General features: G+C 64.1%; 25 protein-coding genes and 1 tRNA gene. 10 read left to right on the plus strand and 16 right to left on the minus strand.

From position 1 onward, the window contains the following. The 4 genes from IT775_RS19185 to IT775_RS19200 all read right to left on the minus strand — a co-directional run bounded on the left by IT775_RS19185 (position 1) and on the right by IT775_RS19200 (position 3,807). Positions 1–1,185: a vWA domain-containing protein gene (locus IT775_RS19185; protein ID WP_212702858.1), complete on the minus strand. Its 1,185-nt coding sequence runs from the start codon at positions 1,183–1,185 to the stop codon at positions 1–3. A 4-nt stretch (positions 1,186–1,189) separates the two neighbouring features. Continuing rightward, positions 1,190–1,357, minus strand: coding sequence for a hypothetical protein (locus IT775_RS19190; RefSeq protein ID WP_212702859.1), 168 nt, complete (start codon positions 1,355–1,357; stop codon positions 1,190–1,192). Then, positions 1,354–2,733, minus strand: coding sequence for a DUF2927 domain-containing protein (locus IT775_RS19195; protein ID WP_212702860.1), 1,380 nt, complete (start codon positions 2,731–2,733; stop codon positions 1,354–1,356). The genes IT775_RS19190 and IT775_RS19195 overlap by 4 nt, the downstream gene beginning before the upstream one ends. A 234-nt stretch (positions 2,734–2,967) precedes the next feature. Then, positions 2,968–3,807, minus strand: coding sequence for an AAA family ATPase (locus tag IT775_RS19200; RefSeq protein ID WP_212702861.1), 840 nt, complete (start codon positions 3,805–3,807; stop codon positions 2,968–2,970). A gap of 180 nt (positions 3,808–3,987) precedes the next feature. Here IT775_RS19200 and dksA point away from each other — a divergent pair, with 180 nt between their 5' ends. Together dksA and IT775_RS19210 are read left to right on the plus strand one after the other, a co-directional pair. Beyond that, complete coding sequence (dksA, locus tag IT775_RS19205; RefSeq protein ID WP_212702890.1) at positions 3,988–4,410, plus strand: RNA polymerase-binding protein DksA; 423 nt, start codon at positions 3,988–3,990, stop codon at positions 4,408–4,410. A gap of 71 nt (positions 4,411–4,481) precedes the next feature. After that, complete coding sequence (locus tag IT775_RS19210; protein WP_212702862.1) at positions 4,482–5,651, plus strand: FAD-dependent oxidoreductase; 1,170 nt, start codon at positions 4,482–4,484, stop codon at positions 5,649–5,651. 83 nt (positions 5,652–5,734) lie between these two features. Here the strand turns inward: IT775_RS19210 and xth are convergent, their stop codons facing one another. The 3 genes from xth to IT775_RS19225 form a co-directional block, all read right to left on the minus strand. After that, entirely contained in the window at positions 5,735–6,544 is an 810-nt protein-coding gene (gene xth, locus IT775_RS19215; RefSeq protein ID WP_212702863.1) for an exodeoxyribonuclease III, read from the minus strand. Positions 6,545–6,730: 186 nt separating this feature from the next. Further along, positions 6,731–7,162 carry a c-type cytochrome gene (locus IT775_RS19220; protein ID WP_212702864.1) on the minus strand — a complete coding sequence of 144 codons (432 nt, stop codon included), beginning with the start codon at positions 7,160–7,162 and terminating at the stop codon, positions 6,731–6,733. 257 nt (positions 7,163–7,419) lie between these two features. Then, positions 7,420–7,743 (minus strand): HesB/IscA family protein, encoded by a 324-nt coding sequence (locus IT775_RS19225; protein WP_212702865.1) that lies wholly within the window; start codon positions 7,741–7,743, stop codon positions 7,420–7,422. Positions 7,744–7,823: 80 nt separating this feature from the next. Between IT775_RS19225 and IT775_RS19230 the strand changes: the two genes are divergently transcribed. The 8 genes from IT775_RS19230 to IT775_RS19265 all read left to right on the plus strand — a co-directional run bounded on the left by IT775_RS19230 (position 7,824) and on the right by IT775_RS19265 (position 16,502). Beyond that, a complete protein-coding gene (locus tag IT775_RS19230) occupies positions 7,824–9,011 on the plus strand; it encodes a deoxyguanosinetriphosphate triphosphohydrolase (RefSeq protein WP_212702866.1) in 1,188 nt (395 codons plus the stop codon). Positions 9,012–9,020: 9 nt separating this feature from the next. Further along, positions 9,021–10,844, plus strand: coding sequence for a cation:proton antiporter (locus tag IT775_RS19235; RefSeq protein ID WP_212702867.1), 1,824 nt, complete (start codon positions 9,021–9,023; stop codon positions 10,842–10,844). A gap of 169 nt (positions 10,845–11,013) precedes the next feature. Next, positions 11,014–12,759, plus strand: a complete 1,746-nt coding sequence (argS, locus tag IT775_RS19240; RefSeq protein WP_212702868.1) for an arginine--tRNA ligase — start codon at positions 11,014–11,016, stop codon at positions 12,757–12,759. Positions 12,760–12,827: 68 nt separating this feature from the next. Further along, on the plus strand, positions 12,828–13,748 hold the full coding sequence (locus IT775_RS19245) for an SPOR domain-containing protein (protein WP_212702869.1): 921 nt from the start codon (positions 12,828–12,830) through the stop codon (positions 13,746–13,748). Continuing rightward, entirely contained in the window at positions 13,724–14,752 is a 1,029-nt protein-coding gene (gene nagZ, locus IT775_RS19250) for a beta-N-acetylhexosaminidase (RefSeq protein WP_212702870.1), read from the plus strand. Before IT775_RS19245 ends, nagZ begins: the two co-directional genes overlap by 25 nt. Next, entirely contained in the window at positions 14,745–15,557 is an 813-nt protein-coding gene (locus IT775_RS19255; RefSeq protein ID WP_212702871.1) for a segregation and condensation protein A, read from the plus strand. Before nagZ ends, IT775_RS19255 begins: the two co-directional genes overlap by 8 nt. Further along, entirely contained in the window at positions 15,550–16,230 is a 681-nt protein-coding gene (gene scpB / locus IT775_RS19260) for an SMC-Scp complex subunit ScpB (RefSeq protein WP_212702872.1), read from the plus strand. The genes IT775_RS19255 and scpB overlap by 8 nt, the downstream gene beginning before the upstream one ends. Positions 16,231–16,322: 92 nt before the next feature. Continuing rightward, entirely contained in the window at positions 16,323–16,502 is a 180-nt protein-coding gene (locus IT775_RS19265; protein WP_212702873.1) for a hypothetical protein, read from the plus strand. Here IT775_RS19265 and IT775_RS19270 read toward each other — a convergent pair. The 9 genes from IT775_RS19270 to plsX all read right to left on the minus strand — a co-directional run bounded on the left by IT775_RS19270 (position 16,453) and on the right by plsX (position 24,134). Continuing rightward, positions 16,453–17,625, minus strand: coding sequence for an MFS transporter (locus IT775_RS19270; RefSeq protein ID WP_212702874.1), 1,173 nt, complete (start codon positions 17,623–17,625; stop codon positions 16,453–16,455). The two genes, IT775_RS19265 and IT775_RS19270, sit on opposite strands and share 50 nt — an antisense overlap. 79 nt (positions 17,626–17,704) lie before the next feature. Next, positions 17,705–18,184, minus strand: coding sequence for a M23 family metallopeptidase (locus IT775_RS19275; RefSeq protein WP_212702875.1), 480 nt, complete (start codon positions 18,182–18,184; stop codon positions 17,705–17,707). A gap of 164 nt (positions 18,185–18,348) precedes the next feature. After that, positions 18,349–19,425, minus strand: coding sequence for a 2'-deoxycytidine 5'-triphosphate deaminase (locus IT775_RS19280; protein WP_212702876.1), 1,077 nt, complete (start codon positions 19,423–19,425; stop codon positions 18,349–18,351). Positions 19,426–19,634: 209 nt separating this feature from the next. Continuing rightward, positions 19,635–20,441 carry a crotonase/enoyl-CoA hydratase family protein gene (locus IT775_RS19285; protein ID WP_212702877.1) on the minus strand — a complete coding sequence of 269 codons (807 nt, stop codon included), beginning with the start codon at positions 20,439–20,441 and terminating at the stop codon, positions 19,635–19,637. 242 nt (positions 20,442–20,683) lie between these two features. Next, a tRNA-Pro gene (locus tag IT775_RS19290) sits at positions 20,684–20,760 on the minus strand. A gap of 58 nt (positions 20,761–20,818) precedes the next feature. Next, positions 20,819–21,643, minus strand: coding sequence for a MerR family transcriptional regulator (locus IT775_RS19295; protein WP_212702878.1), 825 nt, complete (start codon positions 21,641–21,643; stop codon positions 20,819–20,821). Between the two features lie 6 nt (positions 21,644–21,649). Then, complete coding sequence (ihfA, locus tag IT775_RS19300) at positions 21,650–21,958, minus strand: integration host factor subunit alpha (RefSeq protein ID WP_212702879.1); 309 nt, start codon at positions 21,956–21,958, stop codon at positions 21,650–21,652. A 98-nt stretch (positions 21,959–22,056) separates the two neighbouring features. After that, positions 22,057–23,031, minus strand: a complete 975-nt coding sequence (locus IT775_RS19305; RefSeq protein ID WP_212702880.1) for a beta-ketoacyl-ACP synthase III — start codon at positions 23,029–23,031, stop codon at positions 22,057–22,059. After that, entirely contained in the window at positions 23,028–24,134 is a 1,107-nt protein-coding gene (gene plsX / locus IT775_RS19310; RefSeq protein WP_212702881.1) for a phosphate acyltransferase PlsX, read from the minus strand. Before plsX ends, IT775_RS19305 begins: the two co-directional genes overlap by 4 nt. Between the last annotated feature and the right edge of the window lie 6 nt (positions 24,135–24,140).

Genomic DNA, 24,140 nt, shown 5'->3' on the forward strand with positions numbered 1-24,140 from the left:
TCAGCGCGTCAGATCCTTCATGCCGCGTTCGATCCCTTCCAGTGTCATCGGCACCATGCGGCCCTCGAAAATGTCCGAAATCATCGAAATCGACTGGGTGTAGCTCCAGTATTTCTCGGGCACCGGGTTGATCCAGATATGTGACGGCCACTGTTCGCGCGCGCGTTGCAGCCACGTCTCGCCGGTTTCGGCGTTCCAATGCTCGTTGGCGCCGCCCGGATAGGCGATTTCGTAAGGAGACATCGAGGCATCGCCGACGAAGATGCACTTGTAATCGGACCCGTAGGTATGGATCACGTCCCAGGTCGGGGTCTGGGCGTCCCAGCGGCGGCGGTTGTCCTTCCACACCCCTTCGTAGAGGCAATTGTGGAAGTAGAAATGCTCCATGTGCTTGAATTCGGACTTGGCGGCCGAAAACAGTTCTTCCAGCACCTTGATATGCGGGTCCATCGATCCGCCGACGTCGAGAAACAGCAGCACCTTCACCGCGTTGCGCCGCTCTGGCCGGGTTTTCACGTCGAGATAACCATGTTCGGCCGTCGCCCGGATCGTGTTGTCGAGGTCCAGTTCGTCATGCGCCCCGTCGCGGGCCCAGCGGCGCAGCCGTTTCAGCGCCACCTTGATGTTGCGGGTGCCCAGTTCCACGTCGCCGTCGAGGTTCTTGAATTCGCGCTTGTCCCAGACCTTGACCGCGCGCTGGTGGCGGCTTTCCTTCTGGCCGATCCGCACCCCTTCGGGATTGTAGCCATAGGCGCCGAAGGGCGAGGTGCCGGCGGTGCCAACCCATTTGTTACCGCCCTGGTGGCGGTCCTTTTGTTCCTCGAGCCGTTTCTTGAGCGTTTCCATCAGCTTGTCGAAGCCGCCCATGGCCTCGATCTCGGCCTTTTCTTCCTCGCTGAGGTGCTTCTCTGCCATCTTTTCCAGCCAGTCGGCGGGAATGTCGACAGCTTCGAGAACATCGCCCAGCTGGATGTTGTCCAATCCTTCGAAGGTCGCGGCGAAGGCGCGGTCGAACTTGTCGAGGTTGCGTTCGTCCTTCACCATCGCCACGCGGGCAAGGTAGTAGAACCCGTCAACGTCATAGGTGACCAGCCCCGCCTTCATGCCTTCCAGAAAGCTGAGGTATTCGCGCAGCGAAACCGGCACACCGCCTTTCCTCAGATTTTCAAAGAACGGCAGGAACATGTGCTTACACCGCGGCGCGATGGACGAAGATGGTGATGAACAGGCCCACGATCATGAACAAAATGGCGTATCCGGCCGCATATTGCAGCATGTCCAGCCCCTTGCCATTGCGCCGTTTGGCAAGAAACGCCCCGAAAAGCGCCCCCAGAATTGCTCCTGCGATTACGATCATAGTTGCCCGTTGCTCCTCTTCAGCGGGCTCAATGCGGTGATTTCCTTCAGCTTGGCCCGCACCGCCCAGTCGGCCCCGAACCCGTAGCGCGCCCAGCCCAGACTGTCCAGCCTGACCAGCCGCGCCTCGTTGGTACGCCCCAGCAGGTCGAGCGCCTCGGCGCGCAGCAGCAGCAGGGTCGACAACAGCGCCGCGTTTTCATGCTGGGCGGCGATGTCCAGATACGGGTCGATGATGTCCAGCGCCGCCTGCCCGCGGCCTTCGCTGACCGCGTAGGCGGCCAGTTGCTGCGCCACCTGGGCGCTGTGCAGCCGGGTGCCGGGGGATTGCGCATAATACTTTTGCGCCGTGCGGAATTGCGACAGGGCGATATCGGCGTCGTGATTCTGCGTCAGCCGGCCAAGCGCGTAGTGCGAAAAGGCGCGGCGGTGATCGGTCCAGCCTTCCGCGCGCGCGATTTTGAGTGCCCGCTGCGCGGCGGCGCGGCGGGCCGCAGCGCTGCTTCCAGGGCCAAGTGCGGATTGAATCGCGTCGATCCAGCTGCGCGGGGTTTCCGGCAAGTAGAGCGACGACCGGCGCGTACCCGCCGGGTTCAGCGCCGCCAGGATATTTGGCAGCCGCGCGGCAACCTCATCCCGTCGCATGTCCGAGTGCAGTTGCGGCGAATAGAACGCCCGCAGGATCAGCATGTCATAGCCGGTCAGGACCGTGTGCACGTTGTCGTCGTTGAACACGCTGTCGGGCAGCCGATAGAGGTCGTTCAACGGCCCGAGCGCCTGCGCCAGTTCCTCGTGCAGGCAATCTCGCAATTCCTGCGGTGGCGCGTCGGCGGGGACGAAGATGGCCAGCCTTTCGCGCGTGGCCAGCCGGGACCAGTCGGTGCGTGCTGCCCGGCGGGCACCGGCATATTCGGCAAGGCTCGACACGTTCGGGACCACGAAACAGGCGGCCTGCGGCAGCTGTTTGCGAATCTGGTCATGGCTGACCGCCTCGATGGTGATCGACGCAGAGTTCGAGCGGGCCATGCGGATATCGATCCCAGCCTCGCGGCGCAGACGCGACAGCAGGTTTTCCAGGTCGATACCAAGGCTGATCGGCGCCTTTCCGGTGACGCGCAGGGTGATCGGACCCTCGAAGCGGGTCAGCACCGGCAATTCGCGCCCCGATTCCAGCCGGAACGCGAGGTCCAGGAAATCCCGCGCGATATCGGCGTTCGACGCCGCCGGCGCATCGGGTCGCGTCTTGGAAAAGGTTTTCATCGGCGGCAGCATCGGCGCCGTGTCGGTCGAGGCCCGCGTCGGCATTTCGGTCGGGGCGGTGGACATGCAGGCGCCAAGGGCAAAGCACAGCGGCAGCAGCAAACGCGGTATGTTCATCCTGTTCCGCCCCCGGTCCGGCTCAATGGGAAATCAATTGATACCATACTTTCGACTTTCAAGGCTGCAAAATGCCTGACGCCCGCGTCAGAAATCTGACGCGAAGGCGGGGGACGCCCCGTGCATCCCGAATAAATGCACCCTATCGGCGAAATGGGGCGCGAGTATGACCCGCGCCGCCGGAAGCCTGAAACAGGCTGTTGATCGCGGCGGCACAATCCGCCGGGCTGGGGGTCAGCGCTGGCTGCGCGCCAAGAAGGCCAGCCGTTCGAACAGGTGCCCGTCCTGTTCGTTTTTCAACAGCGCCCCGTGCAGTTTCGGCAGCGCATTGGCGCCGTCGCGCTTCAGGTCCTCGGCTTCCAGATCCTCGGCCAGCAACAGCTTCAGCCAGTCCAGAACCTCGCTGGTCGACGGCTTCTTCTTCAGCCCGGACATGTCGCGGATTTCGTAGAACTGGGTCAACGCCGTGGTCAGCAGCTGTTCCTTGATGCCGGGATGGTGCACCTCGACGATCTTCTTCATCGTGTCAGCGTCGGGGAAGCGGATGTAATGGAAGAAACAGCGGCGCAGGAAGGCGTCGGGCAGTTCCTTTTCGTTGTTCGAGGTGATGATGATGATCGGGCGGTGACGCGCGCGGATCGTTTCGCCGGTCTCGTAGACGTGGAACTCCATCTTGTCGAGTTCCTGCAGCAGGTCGTTCGGAAACTCGATATCGGCCTTGTCGATCTCGTCGATCAGCAGGACGACCTTTTCCTCTGATTCGAAGGCCTGCCAGAGCTTGCCCTGCTTGATGTAATTCTTCACGTCATGGACGCGTACGTCGCCCAACTGGCTGTCACGCAGCCGGCTGACCGCGTCGTATTCGTAAAGGCCTTGCTGCGCCTTAGTGGTCGACTTGATGTTCCATTCGATCATCCGCAGCCCCAGGGCGCTGGCCACCTGTTTCGCCAGCTCCGTCTTGCCGGTGCCAGGTTCGCCCTTGACCAGCAAGGGCCGCTCCAGCGTCACCGCCGCGTTGACCGCCACGGTCAGGTCATCGGTCGCCACATAAGCGTCGGTGCCTTGGAATTTCATCTACTCTCCACCCTTCAATGCACAGTTTCGCGGCACAGTATCGCGAAGTTAAACCTCCCGCAATCAGTGGCGTTATAGGTAGTGACATTCCCCAACCATTGGGATAGACGGGCGCCGGGAGGCAGCCATATGTCAAAGGATACTGCATTGACAGATCATGGCCTTGAAGAGGGAAACGAGATGAAGGCGGAAACCTTTATTTCCGATGATTACCGTCCGGCGGAAGATGAGCCGTTCATGAACGACAGACAGCTGGAGTATTTCCGGCGGAAGCTCTTGGCTTGGAAGGACGAGATCCTCGACGATAGCCGGGACACGATCGAGGGCCTGCAGGAAACCACGCGCAACATCCCCGATGTCGCAGACCGTGCCAGCGAGGAAACCGATCGCGCGCTGGAACTGCGCACCCGTGATCGTCAGCGCAAGCTGGTCGCCAAGATCGACGCCGCGCTGCGCCGCATCGACGAAGGCGAATACGGCTATTGCGAGGTGACCGGCGAACCGATCAGCCTGAAACGGCTGGACGCAAGGCCCATCGCCACGATGAGCCTGGAAGCCCAGGAACGGCACGAACGGCGCGAAAAAGTGCATCGCGACGACTGAGCCGGGAATGCACGGAATGAAGATATGGAACGTCGGGGCCTAGGTCCCGGCGTTTTTTTAGCGGTGGACGAATGAGCGTTCTGGGACTGAAAGTTATCGTGATCGGCGGCGGCATCGGCGGCATGGCGGCGGCGCGGGCGCTGGCGTTGCGCGGTGCCTCGGTCACGTTGCTGGAACAGGCCGAAGCGATCACCGAGGTGGGCGCGGGGCTGCAGGTCAGTCCGAACGGCTTTGCGGTGCTCGACGCGCTCGGGCTGGGCGATGAACTGGCCGCCGGGTCGGTGCGCGCCGATGCGATCAGCCTGCGCGATTACCGCAGGGGCGAGGTGCTGCGGCTCAATCTCGGGCGGTTGGCGAACCGCCATTACTATTTCACCCATCGCGCCGACCTGATCGGCCTGCTGGCGCGCGGTGCGCGTGACGCCGGCGTGCGCATCCGGCTGCTGCAAAGGGTTGAGCGGGTCGAGCCCGGCGACCGTCCCTGGGTCCACACCGCGAACGGCGCAACCCTCGAGGCCGACCTCGTGATCGGTGCCGACGGGCTGCATTCGCGGCTGCGGCCGGAACTGAATGGGGCGGACAAGCCGCGCTTCACCGGTCAGGTCGCATGGCGTGCCATCGTGCCCAATCATGCCGGCCGTCCGGCCGAGGCCTGGGTCCACATGGCGCCGGGCCGGCATCTGGTCAGCTACCCGTTGCGCGGCGGGTCGGCGCTGAACCTCGTGGCGGTGCAGGAACGCAAGGACTGGACCGAGGAGGGCTGGAACCACCAGGACGATCCCTACAATCTGCGGGCCGTTTTCGACGATTTCGGACCCGAAGCGCAGGACATGCTGGCCCGCGTCGAAGAAGTGCATCTCTGGGGGTTGTTCCGCCATCCGGTGGCGCGGACCTGGCAGCGCGGGCATTGCGCGCTGCTGGGTGATGCGGCGCATCCGACGCTGCCGTTTTTGGCGCAGGGTGCCTCGATGGCGCTGGAAGACGCCTGGGCGCTGGCCGATGAACTGGCGGCAACCGACGGCATCGACGCGGGGCTTGCCGCCTATCAGGCCCGCCGTGAAGCGCGGGCCCGCAAGGTGATCAACGCGGCCACCGGCAATGCATGGAAGTATCACCTGCGTTCGGCGCCCGTTCGCTTTGCCGCCCATGCCGCGCTGAAGCTTGGCGGTACGCTCGCCCCCTCGGCGATGTTGCACCAGTTCGACTGGCTTTATGACCACGACGAAACCGCGCGGCCCTGACCAGGCGCGGCTTTTTCATCTGAGCGGAAATATTGCTGGGGCAGGCGCCCTTGTGCCCCCCCCTCGGCAGGTGGTGACGCCGATCAGGCGTCCAGCTCGACCCAGACCGGTACGTGATCCGATGGCTTGTCCCGCCCGCGCACATCCTTGTCGATCTGGCAGTCCAGCAGCAGGTCGGCGCATTGCGGTGTCAGCAGGAAATGGTCGATGCGAATCCCATCGTCGCGGTTCCAGCAGCCGGCCTGGTAGTCCCAGAATGAATAATGCCCCGGCCCCTGGGTGCGGGCACGGAACGCCTCGGTGAAGCCGAGGTTCAGGATGCGGCGGAACGCGGCGCGGCTTTCGGGGCGGAACAGCGCATCCTCGACCCACGCTTCGGGGCGGCGGGCGTCTTCGGTCTGCGGGATGATGTTGTAATCGCCCGCCATCAGCGCCGGCATTTCGTCGGCCAGCAAGTCCTGCGCCCGGGCATGAAGTCGGTCCATCCAGCGTAGCTTGTAATCGTATTTGCCGCCCGGCACCGGGGTGCCATCGTCCTGCAATTCGACCGGGTTGCCGTTGGGCAGGTAAAGCCCGCAGACACGGATCGCCTGCTTGTCGCCCACCACCGTCGCCTCGATCCAGCGTGCCTGCTCGTCGCTGTCATCGCCCGGCAGGCCGCGCCGGACGTCTTCCAGCGGCAGTTTCGACAGGATCGCCACGCCGTTGAAGCTTTTCTGGCCATGGGTTTCGACGTTGTAGCCCTTGTCCTCGAAAATCTCGCGCGGGAAGCCTTCGTCGACTGACTTGATTTCCTGCAACAGCGCCACGTCAGGCTGGGCTTCGTCCAGCCAGTCGCTCAGCGCGTTCACCCGCGCCTTGATCCCGTTGATGTTGAACGTTGCGATCTTCATGCCCGGCCTCCTTCTGCCCCGCCTCTATGCCCGCAGGCGGGTAGCGGGCGCAAGACGCCGGTTCAGGTTTTCGGGGTGCAGCCCTGCAAGGCCGCAGCCCGACAGACCCCGGTCGCGCAGGCAGTGACGCCGAAGCGCGGGGATCTCCCCCGGCCGCGGCGCCGTCTGCACGGGATCAGGCGGTTCTCATTCTTGGATGGAGGCGAGGAAGAACAGCAGTTCCAGAATCCGGCCGCGGACGATGCGTTCGACCATTGCTTCGTTCGGGCGCGCGCCGAAGGGGTCGAATTGCTCCGTCACCTCGGCATTGTAGCGGCTGCCCCAGATCGGCATGTAACCGGACCCGTGCACCGTCATTTCTTCGCGTCCGTCGATGATCCCATAAATCTTGTTGAAAGGAAATTTGCCGCCATTGTTCTTGGCCAGCTGTGTCAGGTCCGGCGGATCGGCATTTAGAAACTCTGCGAAGTTCCCCTGTCCCTTTGCTTCAGGGCCGTGACACGAGGCGCAGCTTGCCATGTATTCACGTTCGCCATAGCTCGTGTCCTGAGCCAGCGCGGGGATCGTGGAAAGGGCGGCAAAAATACCAGCTGCCAACGATTGTCTAATAAACTTCATGAATTCCTCCTGACATTGTCGTGGTCTTCAAATTCTCCTGCTCAGTGTTCTGCGCGGTCTTCCAATGGGTCCACGCTACTTCATTTTTCGGTTTCTGACAAACGAGGCCTCCCGCGCATGCTGGCGTCATCGTCTTCAGGCATGGTGAAGGCGCGCCGTCTCGGTCTGCGACGCGTCAGGCGTGCCTGATCGACACGTGTTGCGCTGCGGCTCCGGCGGGTATGCCGGATCTTGCAGTCAGCGGGAAAGCGTCAGGATTACATCGAAAACGAGGTGCCGCAACCGCAGGACGAAGTCGCATTGGGGTTGTCGATCACGAAACGCGCGCCGATCAATTCGTCGCTGAAATCGATCGTCGCACCGGTCAGGAAGTGCAGCGAAACGCTGTCCACCACGACCTTTTCGCCATCCGCTTCCAGCACCAGATCGTCCTCGGCCGGCTGATCCAGCCGGATATCGTATTGGAACCCGGAACAGCCGCCGCCTTCGACCGCGACGCGCAACGCCTGTCCCTGATCGCCGGCGCCGATTTCAGCCAGCCGTTCAAAGGCGCGTTGGGTCACCTTGGGGGGAAGTTGCATTTGGGGCTCCAAACTGTATCGTCGCGGTTGCAGGATGAATATATGTTCGGCAGGCACAGGCGACAAGGACCAGTTTCGGCATGACAGCCCCCTACGCATCCGACCCCAAGGCCAGCCGCGGCCGGCTTTACCCGGAAGAAGAAAGCGCGTTCAGGTCGTGTTTTCAAAGGGATCGCGACCGGATCATCCATGCCAGCAGCTTCCGCCGCCTGAAACACAAGACCCAGGTTTTCATCGAACACGAAGGCGATTATTTTCGCACCCGTCTGACCCATTCGATCGAGGTGGCGCAGGTGGCGCGGACGATTTGCGGCACCCTTGGACTCAATCCCGAACTGACCGAGGCGGTAGCGCTGGCGCATGACCTGGGCCATACCCCCTTCGGCCATACCGGCGAAGATGCCCTGTCGGAACTGATGGCCCCCTATGGCGGGTTCGATCACAACGCGCAGGCGATCCGCATCGTCACCGCGCTGGAACGGCATTACGCCGAATGGGACGGGCTGAACCTGACCTGGGAAACGCTGGAAGGGATCGCCAAGCATAACGGCCCGGTGACCGGCGACATTCCGTGGGCCCTGGCAGAATGCAACGCGCAGATCGATCTGGAACTGCATACCCACGCCAGCGCCGAGGCGCAGGTGGCGGCGCTGTCCGACGACATCGCCTATAACAATCACGACCTGCATGACGGGCTGCGCGCGGAGCTGTTTTCCACCGACGAACTGGCCGAAATGCCGATCCTCAAGGACTGTTTCGGCGAGGTTGACCGCAAATATCCCGGCCTGAACTACTACCGCCGCCGGCACGAGGCGCTGCGCCGCTTCTTCGGGGTGCTGGTGGAGGATGTGATCGCGGTGTCCAGGCGTAACCTTGACGATCTGAATCCGTCCTCGGTGCAGGATATCCGCGATGCCGGCCGCATGATGGTGCAGTTTTCACCCGACCTGTGGGCCCAGCTGAAGGTGATCCGCGAATTCCTGTTTCACCGCATGTACCGGGCGCCGGAAGTGGTGGAAATCCGCAGCTATGTGACCGAGCTGATCCATGAACTCTTTCCGATGTTCATGGACCGGCCCGACCTGTTGCCGAAGCAATGGCGCAAGGCGGTGGAAGAGGCGCAGGATGAAACCGCACTGGCGCGGATCGTGTCGGACTACATCGCCGGCATGACCGACCGCTACGCGCTGCAGGAACATGAACGGCTGACCGGGCGGAGCGCGATTCCGGCCGGGCGCCGCGCCACGCCCACGCAACGGGGCGGATAGGGGGGAAACATGGCAATCACCGGCGCCGAGGCGGTATTGACGCCAATCACCGCCATCGCCCTGGTCGGTGCGCTTGGCGTCGGGGCGCAATACGTCGCGTGGCGGTTGCAGCTGCCCGCCATCGTGCTGATGCTTCTGGCCGGGATCGCCGCCGGACCTGCCACCGGACTGCTGGAACCCAGCCGCGACATCGGGCCGCTTGTCGCGCCCATGGTCTCGCTCGCGGTGGCGATCATCCTGTTCGAAGGTGGTCTGACCCTTAACCTTCACAAGCTGCGCGACGCCGCCAAGGGGGTGCGGCGGCTGGTCTTCATCGGTGCGCCCCTTGGCTGGCTGTCTTCGGCGCTTGCGCTGCGCTATGGCGCCGGGCTCGGCTGGGAAACATCGGCGGTGTTCGGCGGCATCATGATCGTCACCGGCCCCACCGTGATCGCCCCCTTGCTGCGCCAGGCCAAGCTGGCGCGCCGCCCGGCACAACTGCTGCAATGGGAAGCGATCATCAACGATCCCATCGGCGCGCTGGCAGCGGTTCTGGCCTTCGAGGTGGTGATGGTCCGGCAAACCGCCGCCACCGCGGGCAATGCCGTGCAGGAACTGGTGCTTGGCATCGCCGTCGCTTCTGTTCTGGGCGCGGCGGCGGGATACGGGCTGGCGGCGGCGTTCAAACGCGGCTGGGTGCCGGAATACATGAAGGTATCGGTTCTTTTCGTGGTGCTGATCGGGGTTTTCGCCCTGTCGGACACGCTGCTGCACGAAAGCGGGCTGCTGGCGGTGACGCTGATGGGCGTGGTGATCGCCAACGCCGATCTGCCGTCCTATTCCGAGATCAGGCGCTTCAAGGAACACGCGACGGTGCTGCTGGTCTCCGGGGTCTTCATCCTGCTCGCAGCGTCGCTCGATTTCGCCATGCTGGGACGGCTGAACTGGCGCGCGGCGCTGTTCTTGGGGCTGGTGATCGGGCTGGCGCGGCCGTTGACGGTGCTGATTTCGCTGGTCGGCACCGGCTTGCCCTGGCGCGAAAAGCTGCTGATCGCGCTGACCGGGCCGCGCGGGGTGGTCCTTGTCGCGGTGGCGGGGCTGTTCGGCGAAAGGCTGGCGGCGATGGGGATCGAAGACGGCGCGCTGGTAGCGCCGCTGGCCTTCGCGCTGGTCGCCGTCACCGTGGTGTTGCACGGCTTTACCCTGAAACCGCTGGCGCAGGCGCTTGGGCTGGCCGGGTCCGATACGCCCGGCGTGTTGCTGATCGGCGGATCGAAATGGTCCACCGCGCTGGCCGAGGCGCTCGACAAGGCAGGCCTGCCGGTGTTGATCGCGGACCCCAACCGCAGCCGATTGCGGGCGGCACGGCAACTGGGCCTGCCCACCTTTTTCGGCGATATCCTGTCGGAGGCGGCCGAAAACAGTCTCGAACTGGCGCAGTATGTCCGGCTCGTGGCGCTGACCGACAACGATGCCTACAACACGCTGGTCACCACCGACCTGGCGCCGGAATACGGGCGCGATAACGTGTTCCAGCTGGCCCGCGCAAAGGAAAGCCAGGCGCGACATGCGCTGCCCGCCACCTTGGGAGGCCGGGTCTTCGCGCAGGGGCGCCAGTATGACGAATTGCAGGGGCTGGTGCGCGCCGGGTGGGAATTCCGCACCACCACGCTGAGCGAGGAATACGGTCTCGAAGAGTGGCGCGACGATCGTCCCGATGTCGTGCTGATCGTGGCAATCTATCCCAATGGCGAATTGCGCTTCCCGCGCGAGGACAGCAGCCTGAAAGGCGGTGAGGGCGTGAAACTGCTCTATTTCGCGCCGCCGAAGGAAAAAACGCAAGGCCAGGCCTGACGCGGTTCTTTTTCTTGGCGCAAATACCCCCTGGGTGAATGCGCCAACGGCGCAGAGGGGGCGGCGCTCCCTTTGCCCGCCCGCGCGGGGTGATCCCTTTGCCAGCTTGCCGTTGACCTTTCCCCTTGCCGTGTTAAACCCCGGCCCAAGCTGAAAGGATGTGTGACCGATGAACCTGTTCTCCGATATCCGCGCGCTGGTGCTGGACATGCTGGACCAGATGATCCAAGCGGGCGATCTGCCCGAGGGGCTGGATTTCGCCAATGTGGCGGTCGAACCGCCCCGTGATGCCGCGCATGGGGACATGGCGACCAATGCCGCGATGGTTCTGGCCAAGCCCGCCAAGATGAAGCCGCGCGATATCGCCGAGAAGCTGGCCGACAAGCTCGCCGCCGATCCCCGCGTGACCAGCGCCGAGGTCGCCGGCCCCGGTTTCCTCAACCTGCGGCTTGATCCCGCGCTGTGGCAGGGCATCGTGAAAACCGCGCTGACCGACGGCACCGCCTACGGCCGTTCGGGCCTGGGGCAGGGCAAGAAGGTCAACGTCGAATACGTCTCGGCCAACCCGACCGGGCCGATGCATGTCGGCCATACCCGCGGCGCGGTGTTCGGCGATGCGCTGGCCAGCCTGCTGGATTACGCCGGATACGACGTTACCCGCGAATATTACATCAACGACGGCGGCGCGCAGGTCGACGTGCTGGCGCGGTCCGCCTATGAACGCTACCGCGAAGCCAACGGGCTGGAACCCGAGATCGTCGAGGGCCTTTATCCCGGCGATTACCTGATCCCGGTCGGCGAGGCGCTGAAGGAAAAATACGGGGCGACCCTGCTGGACAAGCCCGAGGCCGAATGGCTGGGCGAAATCCGCGATTTCGCAACGCAAGCGATGATGGAGATGATCCGCGGCGACCTGGCCAGCCTGGGCGTAAAGATGGATGTCTATTACTCGGAAAAGTCGCTCTACGGCACCGGCCAGATCGAAGCGGCGCTGGAACGCCTGAAGGGGCTGGGCCTGATCTACGAAGGCGTGCTGGAGCCGCCCAAGGGCAAGCTGCCCGAGGATTGGGAAGAGCGCGAGCAGACCCTGTTCAAATCGACCGAATACGGTGACGACGTCGACCGCCCGGTGATGAAGTCGGACGGCGCATGGACCTATTTCGCCCCCGATATCGCCTATCACTGGACCAAGGTGGAACGCGGTTTCGACATGCTGATCGACGTGTTCGGCGCCGATCACGGCGGTTACGTCAAGCGGATGAAGGCCGCTGTCGCGGCGCTGTCCGAAGGGAAGGTGCCTCTCGACATCAAGCTGATCCAGCTGGTGAAGCTCTACAAGAACGGCGAGCCGTTCAAGATGTCGAAACGGGCAGGGACCTTCGTCACCCTGCGCGACGTGGTCGAACAGGTGGGCGCCGACGTGACCCGGTTCCACATGCTGACCCGCAAGAACGACGCGCCGCTGGATTTCGATTTCGACAAGGTGCTGGAACAGTCCAAGGACAACCCGGTCTTTTACGTGCAATACGCCAATGCCCGGATCTGTTCGGTGCTGCGCAAGGCCGAAGAGGCCGGCATCGCCCATGATGACGCCACGCTGGCGGCGGCGGACCTGTCGCAACTGGGCCACGAAGCGGAACTCAGCGTTGCCAAGAAGCTGTCGGAATGGCCGCGTCTGGTGGAAATCGCCGCACGCCACAACGAACCGCACCGGGTTGCCTTCTACCTCTATGAACTGGCCAGCGAGTTCCATTCGCTGTGGAACCGCGGCAATGAGGACATGTCGCTGCGCTTCCTTCAGGAAGGCGACGCGGCCGCAAGCCAGGCGAAAATCGCGCTGGCCCGCGCCGTGGCCGTTGTTATTTCCGCCGGTCTTGGTATTCTGGGCGTAACTCCGGTGGAAGAGATGCGCTAACGCACCGCCGCCGGATCGTGAAGAGCAGTCAAACGGCGGGGCACGCCCCACCGGCACGAGAGGCGATTATGGCGGAGACACAGGCAGACGGGCGCGAATATGCGCCCGCAACGGGCAAATCCATCGCAACGATCACGAACTGGACCGGGGCCGCGGTATCGCTGGCACTGGTCATCGGTGTCGGTGTCTGGGGTTACAAGCTGGTGATGCGCGATGTCAGCGGCGTGCCTGTCGTGCGTGCCGCCGAAGGCCCGATGCGGGTGATGCCCGAGGATCCGGGTGGCGCACCGGCGGAAAATCAGGGGCTTGCGGTCAACAAGGTCGCCGCCGAGGGCGTGGCCGAAAAACCCGCCGACCGCCTGATCCTGGCGCCGCGCCCGGTGGACTTGGCCGCAGAGGACAGTACAACCGCCAAACTGAGCCTGATCAAGCTGAGCGCGCGCGATGACGTACAGCCCGCCGATCCGGCGGTGAACATGTCGGTCGAGGCGCTGGTCAGGGATCTGACCGAGGGCGCCGAGCCGCTGAGCCCGGTAGACGATCCGCAGCAGGCGGCGACGGGCGAAGCGGACGATATCGCGTCCGAGGCCGAACCCGCAAAGAAAGCGCCGAAGATCGGCCTTGCCACCTCGCTCCGGCCCCGGCTGCGTCCGGCAGGGGGACGGCTGGTGGCCTCCACCGATCCGGCGGCGGCAGCCGCGGCGCTTGGCATCGATATCGACCCGGCCACCATTCCCGCGGGCACAAGGCTGGCCCAGCTTGGCGCCTATGACAGCGCCGAGGTGGCGCGCAAGGAATGGGACCGCATGTCGGCCCGGTTCGGCGATTTCATGGAAGACAAGAAGCGGGTGATCCAGAAGGCCGAAAGCGGCGGGCGCACCTTCTACCGGCTGCGCGCGCACGGCTTTGCCGATATCAGCGAAGCGCGCCGTTTCTGTTCGGCGCTGGTGGCCGAGAAGGCCGAATGCATTCCGGTAACCACCAAGTGACCCGGTTCGGTGCGACCATCCTCGATCCGCTGGGATTGCGGCTCGGCGCGGAAGAAAAACGGTTCTTGCGCGATGCCGATCCGTTCGGTTTCATCCTGTTCGCCCGCAATATCGACAGCGCCGACCAGGTTCGCGCGCTCTGCGCCGACCTGCGTGACGCGGTGGGGCGCGAGGCGCCGATCACCATCGATCAGGAAGGCGGCCGGGTGCAGCGGCTGCGCCCGCCGCTGGGCACCGAATGGCTGCCGCCGCTGGATCATGCGCAGGCCGCCGGAGAGGCCGCGGCAGAGGCGATGTATCTGCGTTACCGCATCATCGCGCATGAATTGCGTGCGGTGGGGGTGGACAGCAATTGCGCGCCGCTGGTCGACGTGGCGACACCCGACACCCATCCGTTCCTGAAAAACCGCTGCTACGGCTTTGACGCCGATACCGTGGCGCGGCTGGGCCGGGCGGTGGCGGATGGGTTGCTGGACGGCGGCGTGCTGCCGGTGGTCAAACACATCCCGGGTCATGGCCGCGCGGTGGCCGACAGCCATCTGGACCTGCCGGTGGTGTCGGCCTCGCGCGATGATCTAGACCGCACCGATTTTGCTCCGTTCAGGGCGCTCAGCGACCTGCCGTTGGGGATGACCGCGCATCTGGTTTACGACCGGATCGATAACCGCCCCGCCACCTTGTCGCCCGTCATGATGGACCTGATCCGCGACGAGATCGGTTTCGACGGGCTGATCATGACCGACGACATCTCGATGAAGGCGCTGAGCGGCGACCCGGCCGATCTGAGCCGGGCTGCGATCGCTGCGGGCTGCGATCTGGTCCTGCATTGCAACGGGTCGCTGGAGGAAAAACGCAAGGTGGCCGAGGCCTCGGGCCGGCTGTCCGATGCGGGACAGGTGCGGGCGGAACGCGCCCTCCTGACCCGGCATGCCCCCGCCGAGGTTGACATTCCCGCCCTCAGGGCCAAGCTGGACGCGCTGTTGAATGGGCGCGGGCATGGCTGAGGACGAATTCGACTTCGAGGAAGACAAGCAGGAAGAACAGAGCGTCGCCGAACGGATGGCGGCGGAGGCCCTGATCGTTGATGTCGACGGGTTCGAGGGGCCGCTCGACCTGCTGTTGATGCTGTCGCGCACCCAGAAGGTCGACCTGCGCAAGATTTCCATCCTGCAACTGGCGGAACAATACCTGGCCTTCGTCGAGAAGGCCAAGGCGCTCAGGATCGAACTGGCCGCCGATTACCTGGTGATGGCGGCCTGGCTGGCCTTCCTGAAATCGCGCCTGCTGCTGCCGCCCGACCCGACCGAGGAAGGGCCCTCGGGCGAAGAACTGGCCGCTCACCTGGCGTTCCAACTGGAACGCCTGCAGGCGATGCGCGACGCGGCGGCCAAGCTGATGGCGCGCGACCAGATGGGCAAGGATTTCTTCGTGCGCGGGCTGCCCGAAGGGGTCGAACGGGTCAAGCGGGTGACCTACACGGCGACGCTTCTGGATCTGATGCAGGGCTATGCGCGGATTCGCACCAAGGACGAATTCCGCCCCTTCGTGATGGACCGGGATTCGGTCTACACGATGGAACAGGCGCTGGAACGGATGCGCGGCTTGATCGGGTTTGCCGGCACCTGGACCGATATCAGCAGCTATTTCCCCTCCGGCTGGGAAAACGACCCGGTCAAGCGCCGCTCGGCCACCGCCGCGACCTTCGCGGCGTCGCTGGAACTGGCCAAGGAGGGCAAGGTGATACTGCGGCAGGGCGGCACGTTCGAACCGATCGAACTGCGCAGAAGGGAAGATGAGCGCAATGGCTGAAGAAATCGCGGAACAACAGGCAGAGCAGGGCGCGCAACAGGAAGAAAGCCTGTTCGAAGCGCCCCCGATCGGTGAGCAGGAACGGATGGTCGAAGCGATGCTGTTTGCCTCCGCCGAACCGCTGAGCGTGAAGGAACTGGAAGGCCGCATGCCGCATGGCTGCGATGCCTCCGAAGCGCTGGTGCATCTGCGCAAACGTTATGAGGGCCGGGGTGTTCGCGTGGTCAAGGTGGGCGATGCCTGGGCGATCCGCACCGCGCCCGACCTGGGTTTCCTGATGCAGAAGGAAACCGTCGAGGTGCGCAAGCTGTCTCGTGCCGCCATCGAAACGCTGGCGATCATCGCCTATCACCAGCCGACCACCCGCGCCGAGATCGAGGAAATCCGCGGTGTCTCGGTCAGCCGGGGCACGGTGGACCAGTTGCTGGAAATGGAATGGATCCGCTTCGGCCGCCGCCGGATGACGCCTGGGCGCCCGGTTACCTTCGTCGTGACGCAGGAATTCCTTGACCATTTCGGACTGGAAAACGCCCGCGACCTGCCGGGGCTGAAGGAATTGCGCTCGGCCGGGCTACTGGACAACCGGCCACCGCCGGGGGCCATGCCGACGCTGGTCGAAGGCGATGAAGAGGAAGACGAGGAAATCGGCCAGGGCGAGATGTTCGAGGATTGACCGGTTACCGGTACGTTTGCCCGCGGACTGCACGGCCCTGAAATTGGCACATTTATCGCCTACATAGCGCTGAAACAAAGCCGGAGAGCCCCATGAACGCCAATCAACTGATCAACATGATCATCCGACAGGTGGTCCGCAAATTCGTCAACAAGGGCGTGGATGCCGGGGTGAACAAGCTGGCCAGCGGTGGCAAGCAGGGCAAGCAGGCCCGGCACGACGTCAAGCGCGCGCGTCAGGCCGCCCGGATGACGCGCCGTCTGAACAAGTAGGGCAGGGCCAGAGCGCCTCGATGCAGGCCAGCGCGGCGCAGAGTGCCGACACCGCCAAGCAGGCGGGCAGGCCCGCCGCTTCGAACGGCCAGCGGAACACCATCGCGCCGCCCAGCACGCACAGATATGTCGAGGCCGAATTCAGCCCCATCACAGCGCCGCGCTGCTTGGGATCGAGCGCCGTCAGCCGCGCCACCACGGCGTTCAGCCCGAAATGCTGGAATATGCCCCAGCAGAAGGCGGCGGCCAGCAACAGCCCGAACTGCGCCGCGCTCAGCGCCATCAATACGTAGGCGATCAGCAGCCCGGCAAAGGCCAGAACGGTCGCCCGCCGCGCCGGCATCCGGTCCACGAACCGGTCCAGAAACACCGCCAGCCCGAAGCCGCTGCCATAGGCAAAGGTGACCACCCCGGCGGCCGAGGTGGTCATTCCCAGCGTGTCGACGACATGCGGCCCCATGAAGCTGTAGGCGCCGAAAAATCCCAGCATCAGCATCGCGTTGGACAGAAGCCCCCGGGTGATGCCCGGAACCCGCAGCCCGGTCAGCGGCGAGGTGGGGGCGGTGGCCGTCACCGCTACCCGCATGTCGCAGCGCCCCAGCAGTAGCCAGATCGCCCCGGTCAGCCCCGCCATCAGCGCGTAGACGCTGCGCCATCCGGCGATATCGGCCAGCGACGCGGCCAGCACCACACCGCCCACAAGGCTGAGCGTCCAGCCGGTCAGCACGGTGCCGATGGTCTGCTTTTCGCGCCCCGGCGGCCCGACCTGCGCGGCCAGTGAATAGATCGCGGGCAAAGCCATGCCCGCACCCAGCCCGGCGATGGCATGGGCGATCAGCAGCACCGCAACAACCGGGGCCAGCGCCGACAGGATCAGCGACACGATCAGCAAAAGGCAGGCCTGCCGCAGCGCCTTATCCGCGCCGATCAGATCGGCGCGCGGCGCCAGAAACAGTGCCGACAGCGCGGTGCCCGCGCCATAAGCGCCCATCGCCTGGATGATGTCGCCGGGCTGCGCGCCCAGATCCTGCGCGACAACGGTCGCGATCGGCGGCAGCACCAGCGAATTGGCGCCGACAACGCCGATGGTGGCGGTCAGAAGGGGAATGGGGCGTGTCAGCATCTTGCCCCAGCGATAGCGCTTTCGCGGGGGCTTGGGAAAGCGGAACCTGACGGGGCGGTGGGTGACGCTGCGGAATGGATCAGTGGCAGCGCAGCGGATAGGTCAGCCGCACCGGCGTGTCGGGCAAATCGTGGGCAGGGTCGAAGCAGGTGACCCGGCCGACGCCATCGGCCCAATAGAGATGCGGATCGACGGCTTCGGCCGATTGTCCTTCCTTGCGGTGGACCTCGAAATGCAGGTGGTTGAGCGTTCCCGCCAGCGCCCCGGTCGATCCCACGCGGCCGATCTGCTGGCCGTGGCTGACATGATCGCCCTTGGCGATCGTCCGCGCATCCAGATGCACCGACCGGGTGGTGATCTGGCGGCCTTCGGCATCAGTTCCGTGGCTGATTTCCACCCGGTTGCCATAGGCCGGTTCGTAATAGGAGGCGACAACGACACCGTTCGCCGCGGCCAGGACCGGGGTGCCCTGCGGCGCCAGCACATCCATGCCGAGGTGATTGCCCCCCTGGCCTCCGGTATCGCTGCTGTCCGAGATGCGGCGGAACTGCTGCCCCACGGGGGGGCGTTGGGCGGCATGATCACGTCGATCCGGGCCGTCGTATAGGCGCTGTAGGGGGCCGAAGAGCCATCGGGGGGCGCGGAACAGCCCGTCAGCGCCAGAACGGCCAGAAAGGCAATCGTCGCAGCGCTGAAGGTTTTCATGGCCTGTCCCCTTTCCGCTCAGGGGGCGCGGAAATGTTTCGACAGTTTCAGCCCCTGGCCCTGGTAATTCGAGGCGATACCGGACCCGTAAAGCTGCTGCGGCACCTCGGCCATCTTTTCATAGACCAGACGGCCCACCACCTGCCCGTGTTCCAGCACGAAGGGCGCTTCGTGGCAGCGTACCTCCAGCACGCCGCGCGATCCTGCGCCGCCCGCCGCCGCATGACCGAAACCGGGATCGAAGAAGCCGGCGTAATGGACGCGGAATTCGCCCACCATCGCCAGGTAGGGCGCCATTTCGGCGGCGTATTCGGGCGGGATATGCACCGCTTCGCGGCTGACCAGGATATAGAAGGCGCCGGGGTCGAGGATGATCTGGCCGTTTTGCGTCCGCACCTCTTCCCAGTATTCCGCCGGGTCGTATTCGCCGATCCGGTCCAGATCGATCACCCCGGTATGGGGCTTGGCGCGATAGCCGACCAGCGTGCCTGTGCTGGGTTTCAGATCGACCGAGAAACCCAGGCCCTCGTCGATCACCGCCTCGCCGTCCACCAGCGGGGTGTCGGCATGCAGCGCGCGCAATTCTTCATCGCTCAGCACCGCCTGACCGGCGCGGAACCGGATCTGGTTCAGCCGCATGCCCGGGCGTACCAGTACGGAAAAGGAGCGCGGGCAGATCTCGGCATAAAGCGGACCGGTATAGCCGGGCTGGATGCGGTCGAATTCCTCGCCGCCATCGGTGATGGTGCGGGTCAGCAGGTCCAGTCGCCCGGTGGAGCTCTTGGCGTTCGCCACCGCCTGGATACCCTCGGGCAGGTCCAGTGTTTCCATCAGCGGCACGACATAGACGCAGCCCTTTTCCAGTACCGCCCCGTTGCTGAGGTCGATCTGGTGCATCTCGAATTCTTCCAGCCGGTCCTGCACCGTGCGGCCGTGGCCCGCCAAGAAAGACGCACGCACACGCCAGGCGCGGGTGCCAAGGCGTAGGTCAAGGCTTGCCGGCTGAATCTGTTCGGCAATGATTTCCGGAGAGGCCGAAATCCGGCCCGCTGCGATCATCCGCTGCAATTCCTGGCTGGGTAAAACGCCGGTCATGTCGGTCCCCTTTACAATTGACCTGTCTTAGCAAAAGGCGTGGCCGGGACGGAATAGGAAATGGGGAAAATACTTGCGGGAAACCGTTGTTTTACGTTCTCGAGCGGGTGCGGAGCCCGCAAAGCGGGTCGGGCGGCCCTTCCTGCTGCGCATCAGCGGCCCGGCGGCCTTTGCTGCGGGCCGCTGATGCAGGTGGCAAAGGGCTGAAATCAGCCCTGACCGGGCTTCACCCGTGCCGCGGTCTTGTTGGCGAAGGCTGCCAGCCGCCCGCGCGACGCGGGTTGCGTGTTCACGACGCCTGCCACCACGGATTCGGCATACGCCGCATCGAGTGCCGACATGTTCTGCATGTGGCTGATGGCCGAGCAGATGGCGAAATTCGACAAGGGCGGGTTTTCCGCCGCGGCGCGGGCGATTTCATAGGCCTTGGCTTCGCTGTCCTCGACCAGGTACTGCGCCAGCCCCACCTGAATCGCTTCTTCCTTGGCATAGATACGGCCCGTCAGCATCATGTCGATCATCCGCGCCTTGCCGACCAGATCGGCCACCCGGATGGTCGCGCCGCCGCCGGTGAACAGGCCACGCTGGCCTTCGGGCAGGGCGAAATAGGTGCTTTGATCCGCCACCCGGATATGCGCAGACGATGCCAGTTCCAGCCCGCCGCCCACGACGGCGCCCTTCAGCGCGGCGATGATCGGCACTCCGCCGTATTCCATCTTGTTGAAGGCCTCGTGCCAGCGCAGGCACAGATGCATGAACTCTTCCGGACGGCGGTCTTCGGCGTGATGTTCGACCAGGTCCAGACCGGCACAGAAATGGGTTCCTTCCGCGCGCAGCACGACGGCGCGGGCGCCCATGCGGGGCAGGTTGGAAAAGACCTCGATCAGTTCCTCGACGGTTTCGGCGTTCAGCGCGTTGCGCTTGGCCGCGCGGTTCAGCGTGACCGTGGTGATGCCATCGGCATCCATGGTCACCACCAGGTTTTCCAGGGCGAAATCTTCGACGGTTTTCTTCATGCTCTCCTCCGTGCATTCGGGGGCCGCCGGGGCGGCGCTGTTGCCTGACCATCCTCGACAGGGAAGGGGGAATCAAGCCGGAGAAAACAGAAAAATTGACCGCCTGGACGGATTTGCAAAGAAACGTTGCGTCGCATCCGGAAACTGCGCGCAGCGGCGGTCGCGTCGGCGCAAACGGGTGATCCCGTCCCGGTATCGGGTGGGCTGGCAGGCGATTTTCAAAGGGTGGTAGAGGGGAAAATTGGTCGGGCTAGCAGGACTCGAACCTGCGACCTTCCGTCCCCCAGACGGACGCGCTACCAGGCTGCGCTATAGCCCGACGGTCTGGTCTTCATAGCGATTTTCCGGACGGGGGCAAGGGGCAATTGCGATTTTCTTCACCGCTCTCGGGATGCTTTTCCAAGCGCATCGGCATGGGACCTGGCGCGATCGAGAATCGGGGTCACGTCGGCCCCGGACAGCTTGGCCTGCCGGGTCAGTATACGCGACAGGATACCGGGGCGGGCGGCGGCGGGAACCGGTGTTTCGGGCTGTTGCGTCGCGGCGGGCTGCTCCTCGGATTCGGCCGAGGACTGTTTCTCGGGCGCCGGTTCCGGCGCGGCTGCCGTTTCGGATTCGGCTTCCTTCGCAACGGGTTCCTCGACCAGTTCTGCCACGGGTTTTTCGGTGGGGGCCGGCGCCTCCTCGGTCACCGGGGCGGCGGCGGGGAATTCGAACAGCGACGCTTGTTGCGGCGCATCGGTTTCTGCGACGGGGGCCGCGTCCTGCACCGGTGCGTTTTCGGCTTCCGGTTCCGGCTTGGCCGCGTCCTGCGGTTCGGTCCCGGATCCCGGCCGTTTGAAGGCGACGAGGTTGTCGCTGTTGTCCTGTGTCTCGGCGGCCGGTTCGGGCTGGGGGGCAGGGGGGACATCGATCGTTTCTGACCCGTTCAGCGGCTGCGACATCGCGGCGACATGCTGCACGCCGTTTTCGCGCAGCAGCTTCTGCACGCCCTTGATGGTCATGCCGTCGTCATGCAGCAGCTTCTTGATGCCGCCCAGCAGAAGCATATCCTGCGGCCGGTAATACCGCCGACCGCCGGCACGCTTGACCGGTTTGACCTGACTGAATTTGCTTTCCCAGAAGCGCAGCACATGGGCCGGACGATCCAGCCATTCTGCGACTTCGCTGATGGTGCGGAAAGCGTCGGGCGATTTCGCCATCCGAGCTTATCCCTTTTTTGCGTTTCCGGCGGCGACCCGTTCCTTCATCAGGTGAGACGGGCGGAAGGTCAGAACGCGGCGGGGATTGATCGGCACCTCTTCCCCGGTCTTGGGGTTGCGACCCACGCGGGCGGCCTTTTCCCGGACCGAAAATGTGCCGAAAGACGAAATCTTGACCTGTTCGCCCCGCACCAGAGCATCGGACATGTGGTTCAGTACGCTTTCAACCAGCTGGGCCGAGTCGTTACGCGACAAACCGACTTCGCGGAAAATCGCTTCGCTCAAATCCATCCGGGTTAGAGTCTTGCCACTCATCACAGGAGCCCCCCATTGTTTGGTCAAGCATGAGGTAAGGTAATTTCCGAGTCAATATCAATGACTTGCAAGAAGGGTTTGAAACGGCCCTTTTTGACTTACCAGCGCAGAACCACTGCGCCCCAGGCCAAGCCGCCGCCGATTGCCTCGGCAACCAGCAGGTCGCCCTTCTTGATTTTGCCCTGTTCGACGCCGACCGACATGGCCAGGGGAATCGATGCGGCCGAGGTATTGCCGTGATCCTGCACGGTCACCACGACGTTATCCATCGACAGTCCCATCTTCTTGGCGGTGCCCTGGATGATGCGGATATTGGCCTGATGCGGCACGATCCAATCGACGTCGTCATCGCTCAGCCCGGCCTTTTTCAGCGCGGATTCGGCGGTGGCGGTCAGCTTTTCCACGGCCTGGCGGAACAACGGATTGCCCTGCATGCGCAGCTTGCCCGAGGTGCCGGTGGTGGACACGCCGCCATCGACATAGAGCATGTCGCGGAAACGGCCGTCGGAATTCAGGTCCGATGCCAAGATGCCGCGGTCGGAAGTGCTGCCTTCGCTTTCCACAGCTTCCAGCACCAGCGCGCCTGCGCCGTCGCCGAACAGCACGCAGGTCGACCGGTCGGTCCAGTCCATGATCCGGCTGAAGGTTTCGGCGCCGATCACCAGCACCCGCTTGGCCTGGCCCGCCAGAATCAGCGCGTTGGCATTGGTCAGCGCGAAGATGAACCCGGCGCAGACCGCCTGCACGTCGAAACCGAAGCCGCGGGTCATGCCCAGCTTTTCCTGCACCATGGTGCCGACCGAAGGGAAGGTCAGGTCCGGGGTCGAGGTCGCGACCAGCACGGTGTCGATATCATCGGGTTCGAGTCCGGCATTTTTCAGTGCCGCGCGGGCTGCGTTGACCGCCAGATCGGAGGTGGTTTCCCCCTCGGCGGCGAAATGCCGCCGCTCGATGCCGGAGCGCGAGCGAATCCATTCGTCGGATGTATCGAGGGTTTTTTCAAACTCGCTGTTGGGAACGATACGTTCCGGCAGATAGTGGCCAACGCCTTTTACAACAGCGCGTATTGTCATTCTTTATCACCGTTTTCGGTCTGCTCAGCGGACCCATCTTGAACCTGCTCCTTGGCAGATGCAACCCGTGCCGCCAGTTTGTGGGAAAAGCCCGATTGAGACAGCTGGAAGGCCAGCTTTACCGCCGCCGCGACCCCGGTCGCATCGGCCGATCCATGCGATTTGACCACCGTGCCGTTCAGCCCCAGGAACACGCCGCCATTGACCTGGCGCGGGTCAATCCGCTTCTTCAGGCGCTGCATCGAGGTATAGGCCAGAACCGAGGCCAGCCGCGACAGGGGCGAATACTGGAAGGCTTCCTTCAGCAGGTCACCGATCAGGCTGGCGGTGCCTTCGCCGGTTTTCAGCGCGACATTGCCGGTGAACCCGTCGGTGACGATCACGTCGCAGATATCACCGGGAATATCGCCGCCTTCGACGAAGCCGACGAAGTCGAAACCGGCATTGTCGGCATTGGACTTGATCAGGTCATGGGCCGCCTTCAGTTCGGCCCGGCCCTTGTGTTCCTCGGTGCCGACATTCAGCAGACCGATACGCGGCTTTTGCAGGCCCATGCCGTTGCGGGAGTAAGATGCCCCCATAAGTGCGTATTGTAGCAGGTCGCGTTCGTCGGCGCGCACATCGGCTCCGACATCCAACATCACGTTGAAGCCTTGCGGATTGCGCGACGGCCACAGCACCGCGATTGCGGGGCGGTTGACGCCCGGCAGCTTGCGCAGACGCACCATGGAAAGCGCCATCAGCGCGCCGGTATTGCCGCAGGATACGCAGACATCCGCTTCGCCGGACCGCACCGATTCCAGTGCCGACCACATCGAGGTGTCCTTGCCGTGGCGCATCACCTGGGAGGGTTTGTCCTCCATCGTGACAACGCCTTGGGCGTCGCGGAGCTCGACCCGGCCGTCCAGCGTTTTCTTGCGCGCGACCAGCTTCTTCAACTCGGCGATGGGGCCGTGCAGGATGAAGCCGATATCGGGATTTTTCTTGGCCGAACGAGAAATACCGGCGACTACTGCCGCCGGTCCTCGATCGCCACCCATGGCGTCAACGGAGATGATGGTGCGCCCTGCACCCGCCGTGGATTGATCCTGCAAAGCGGTCATTGCGGA

Source organism: Thalassovita aquimarina, assembly GCF_018219815.1.
GTDB lineage: Bacteria > Pseudomonadota > Alphaproteobacteria > Rhodobacterales > Rhodobacteraceae > Thalassobius > Thalassobius aquimarinus.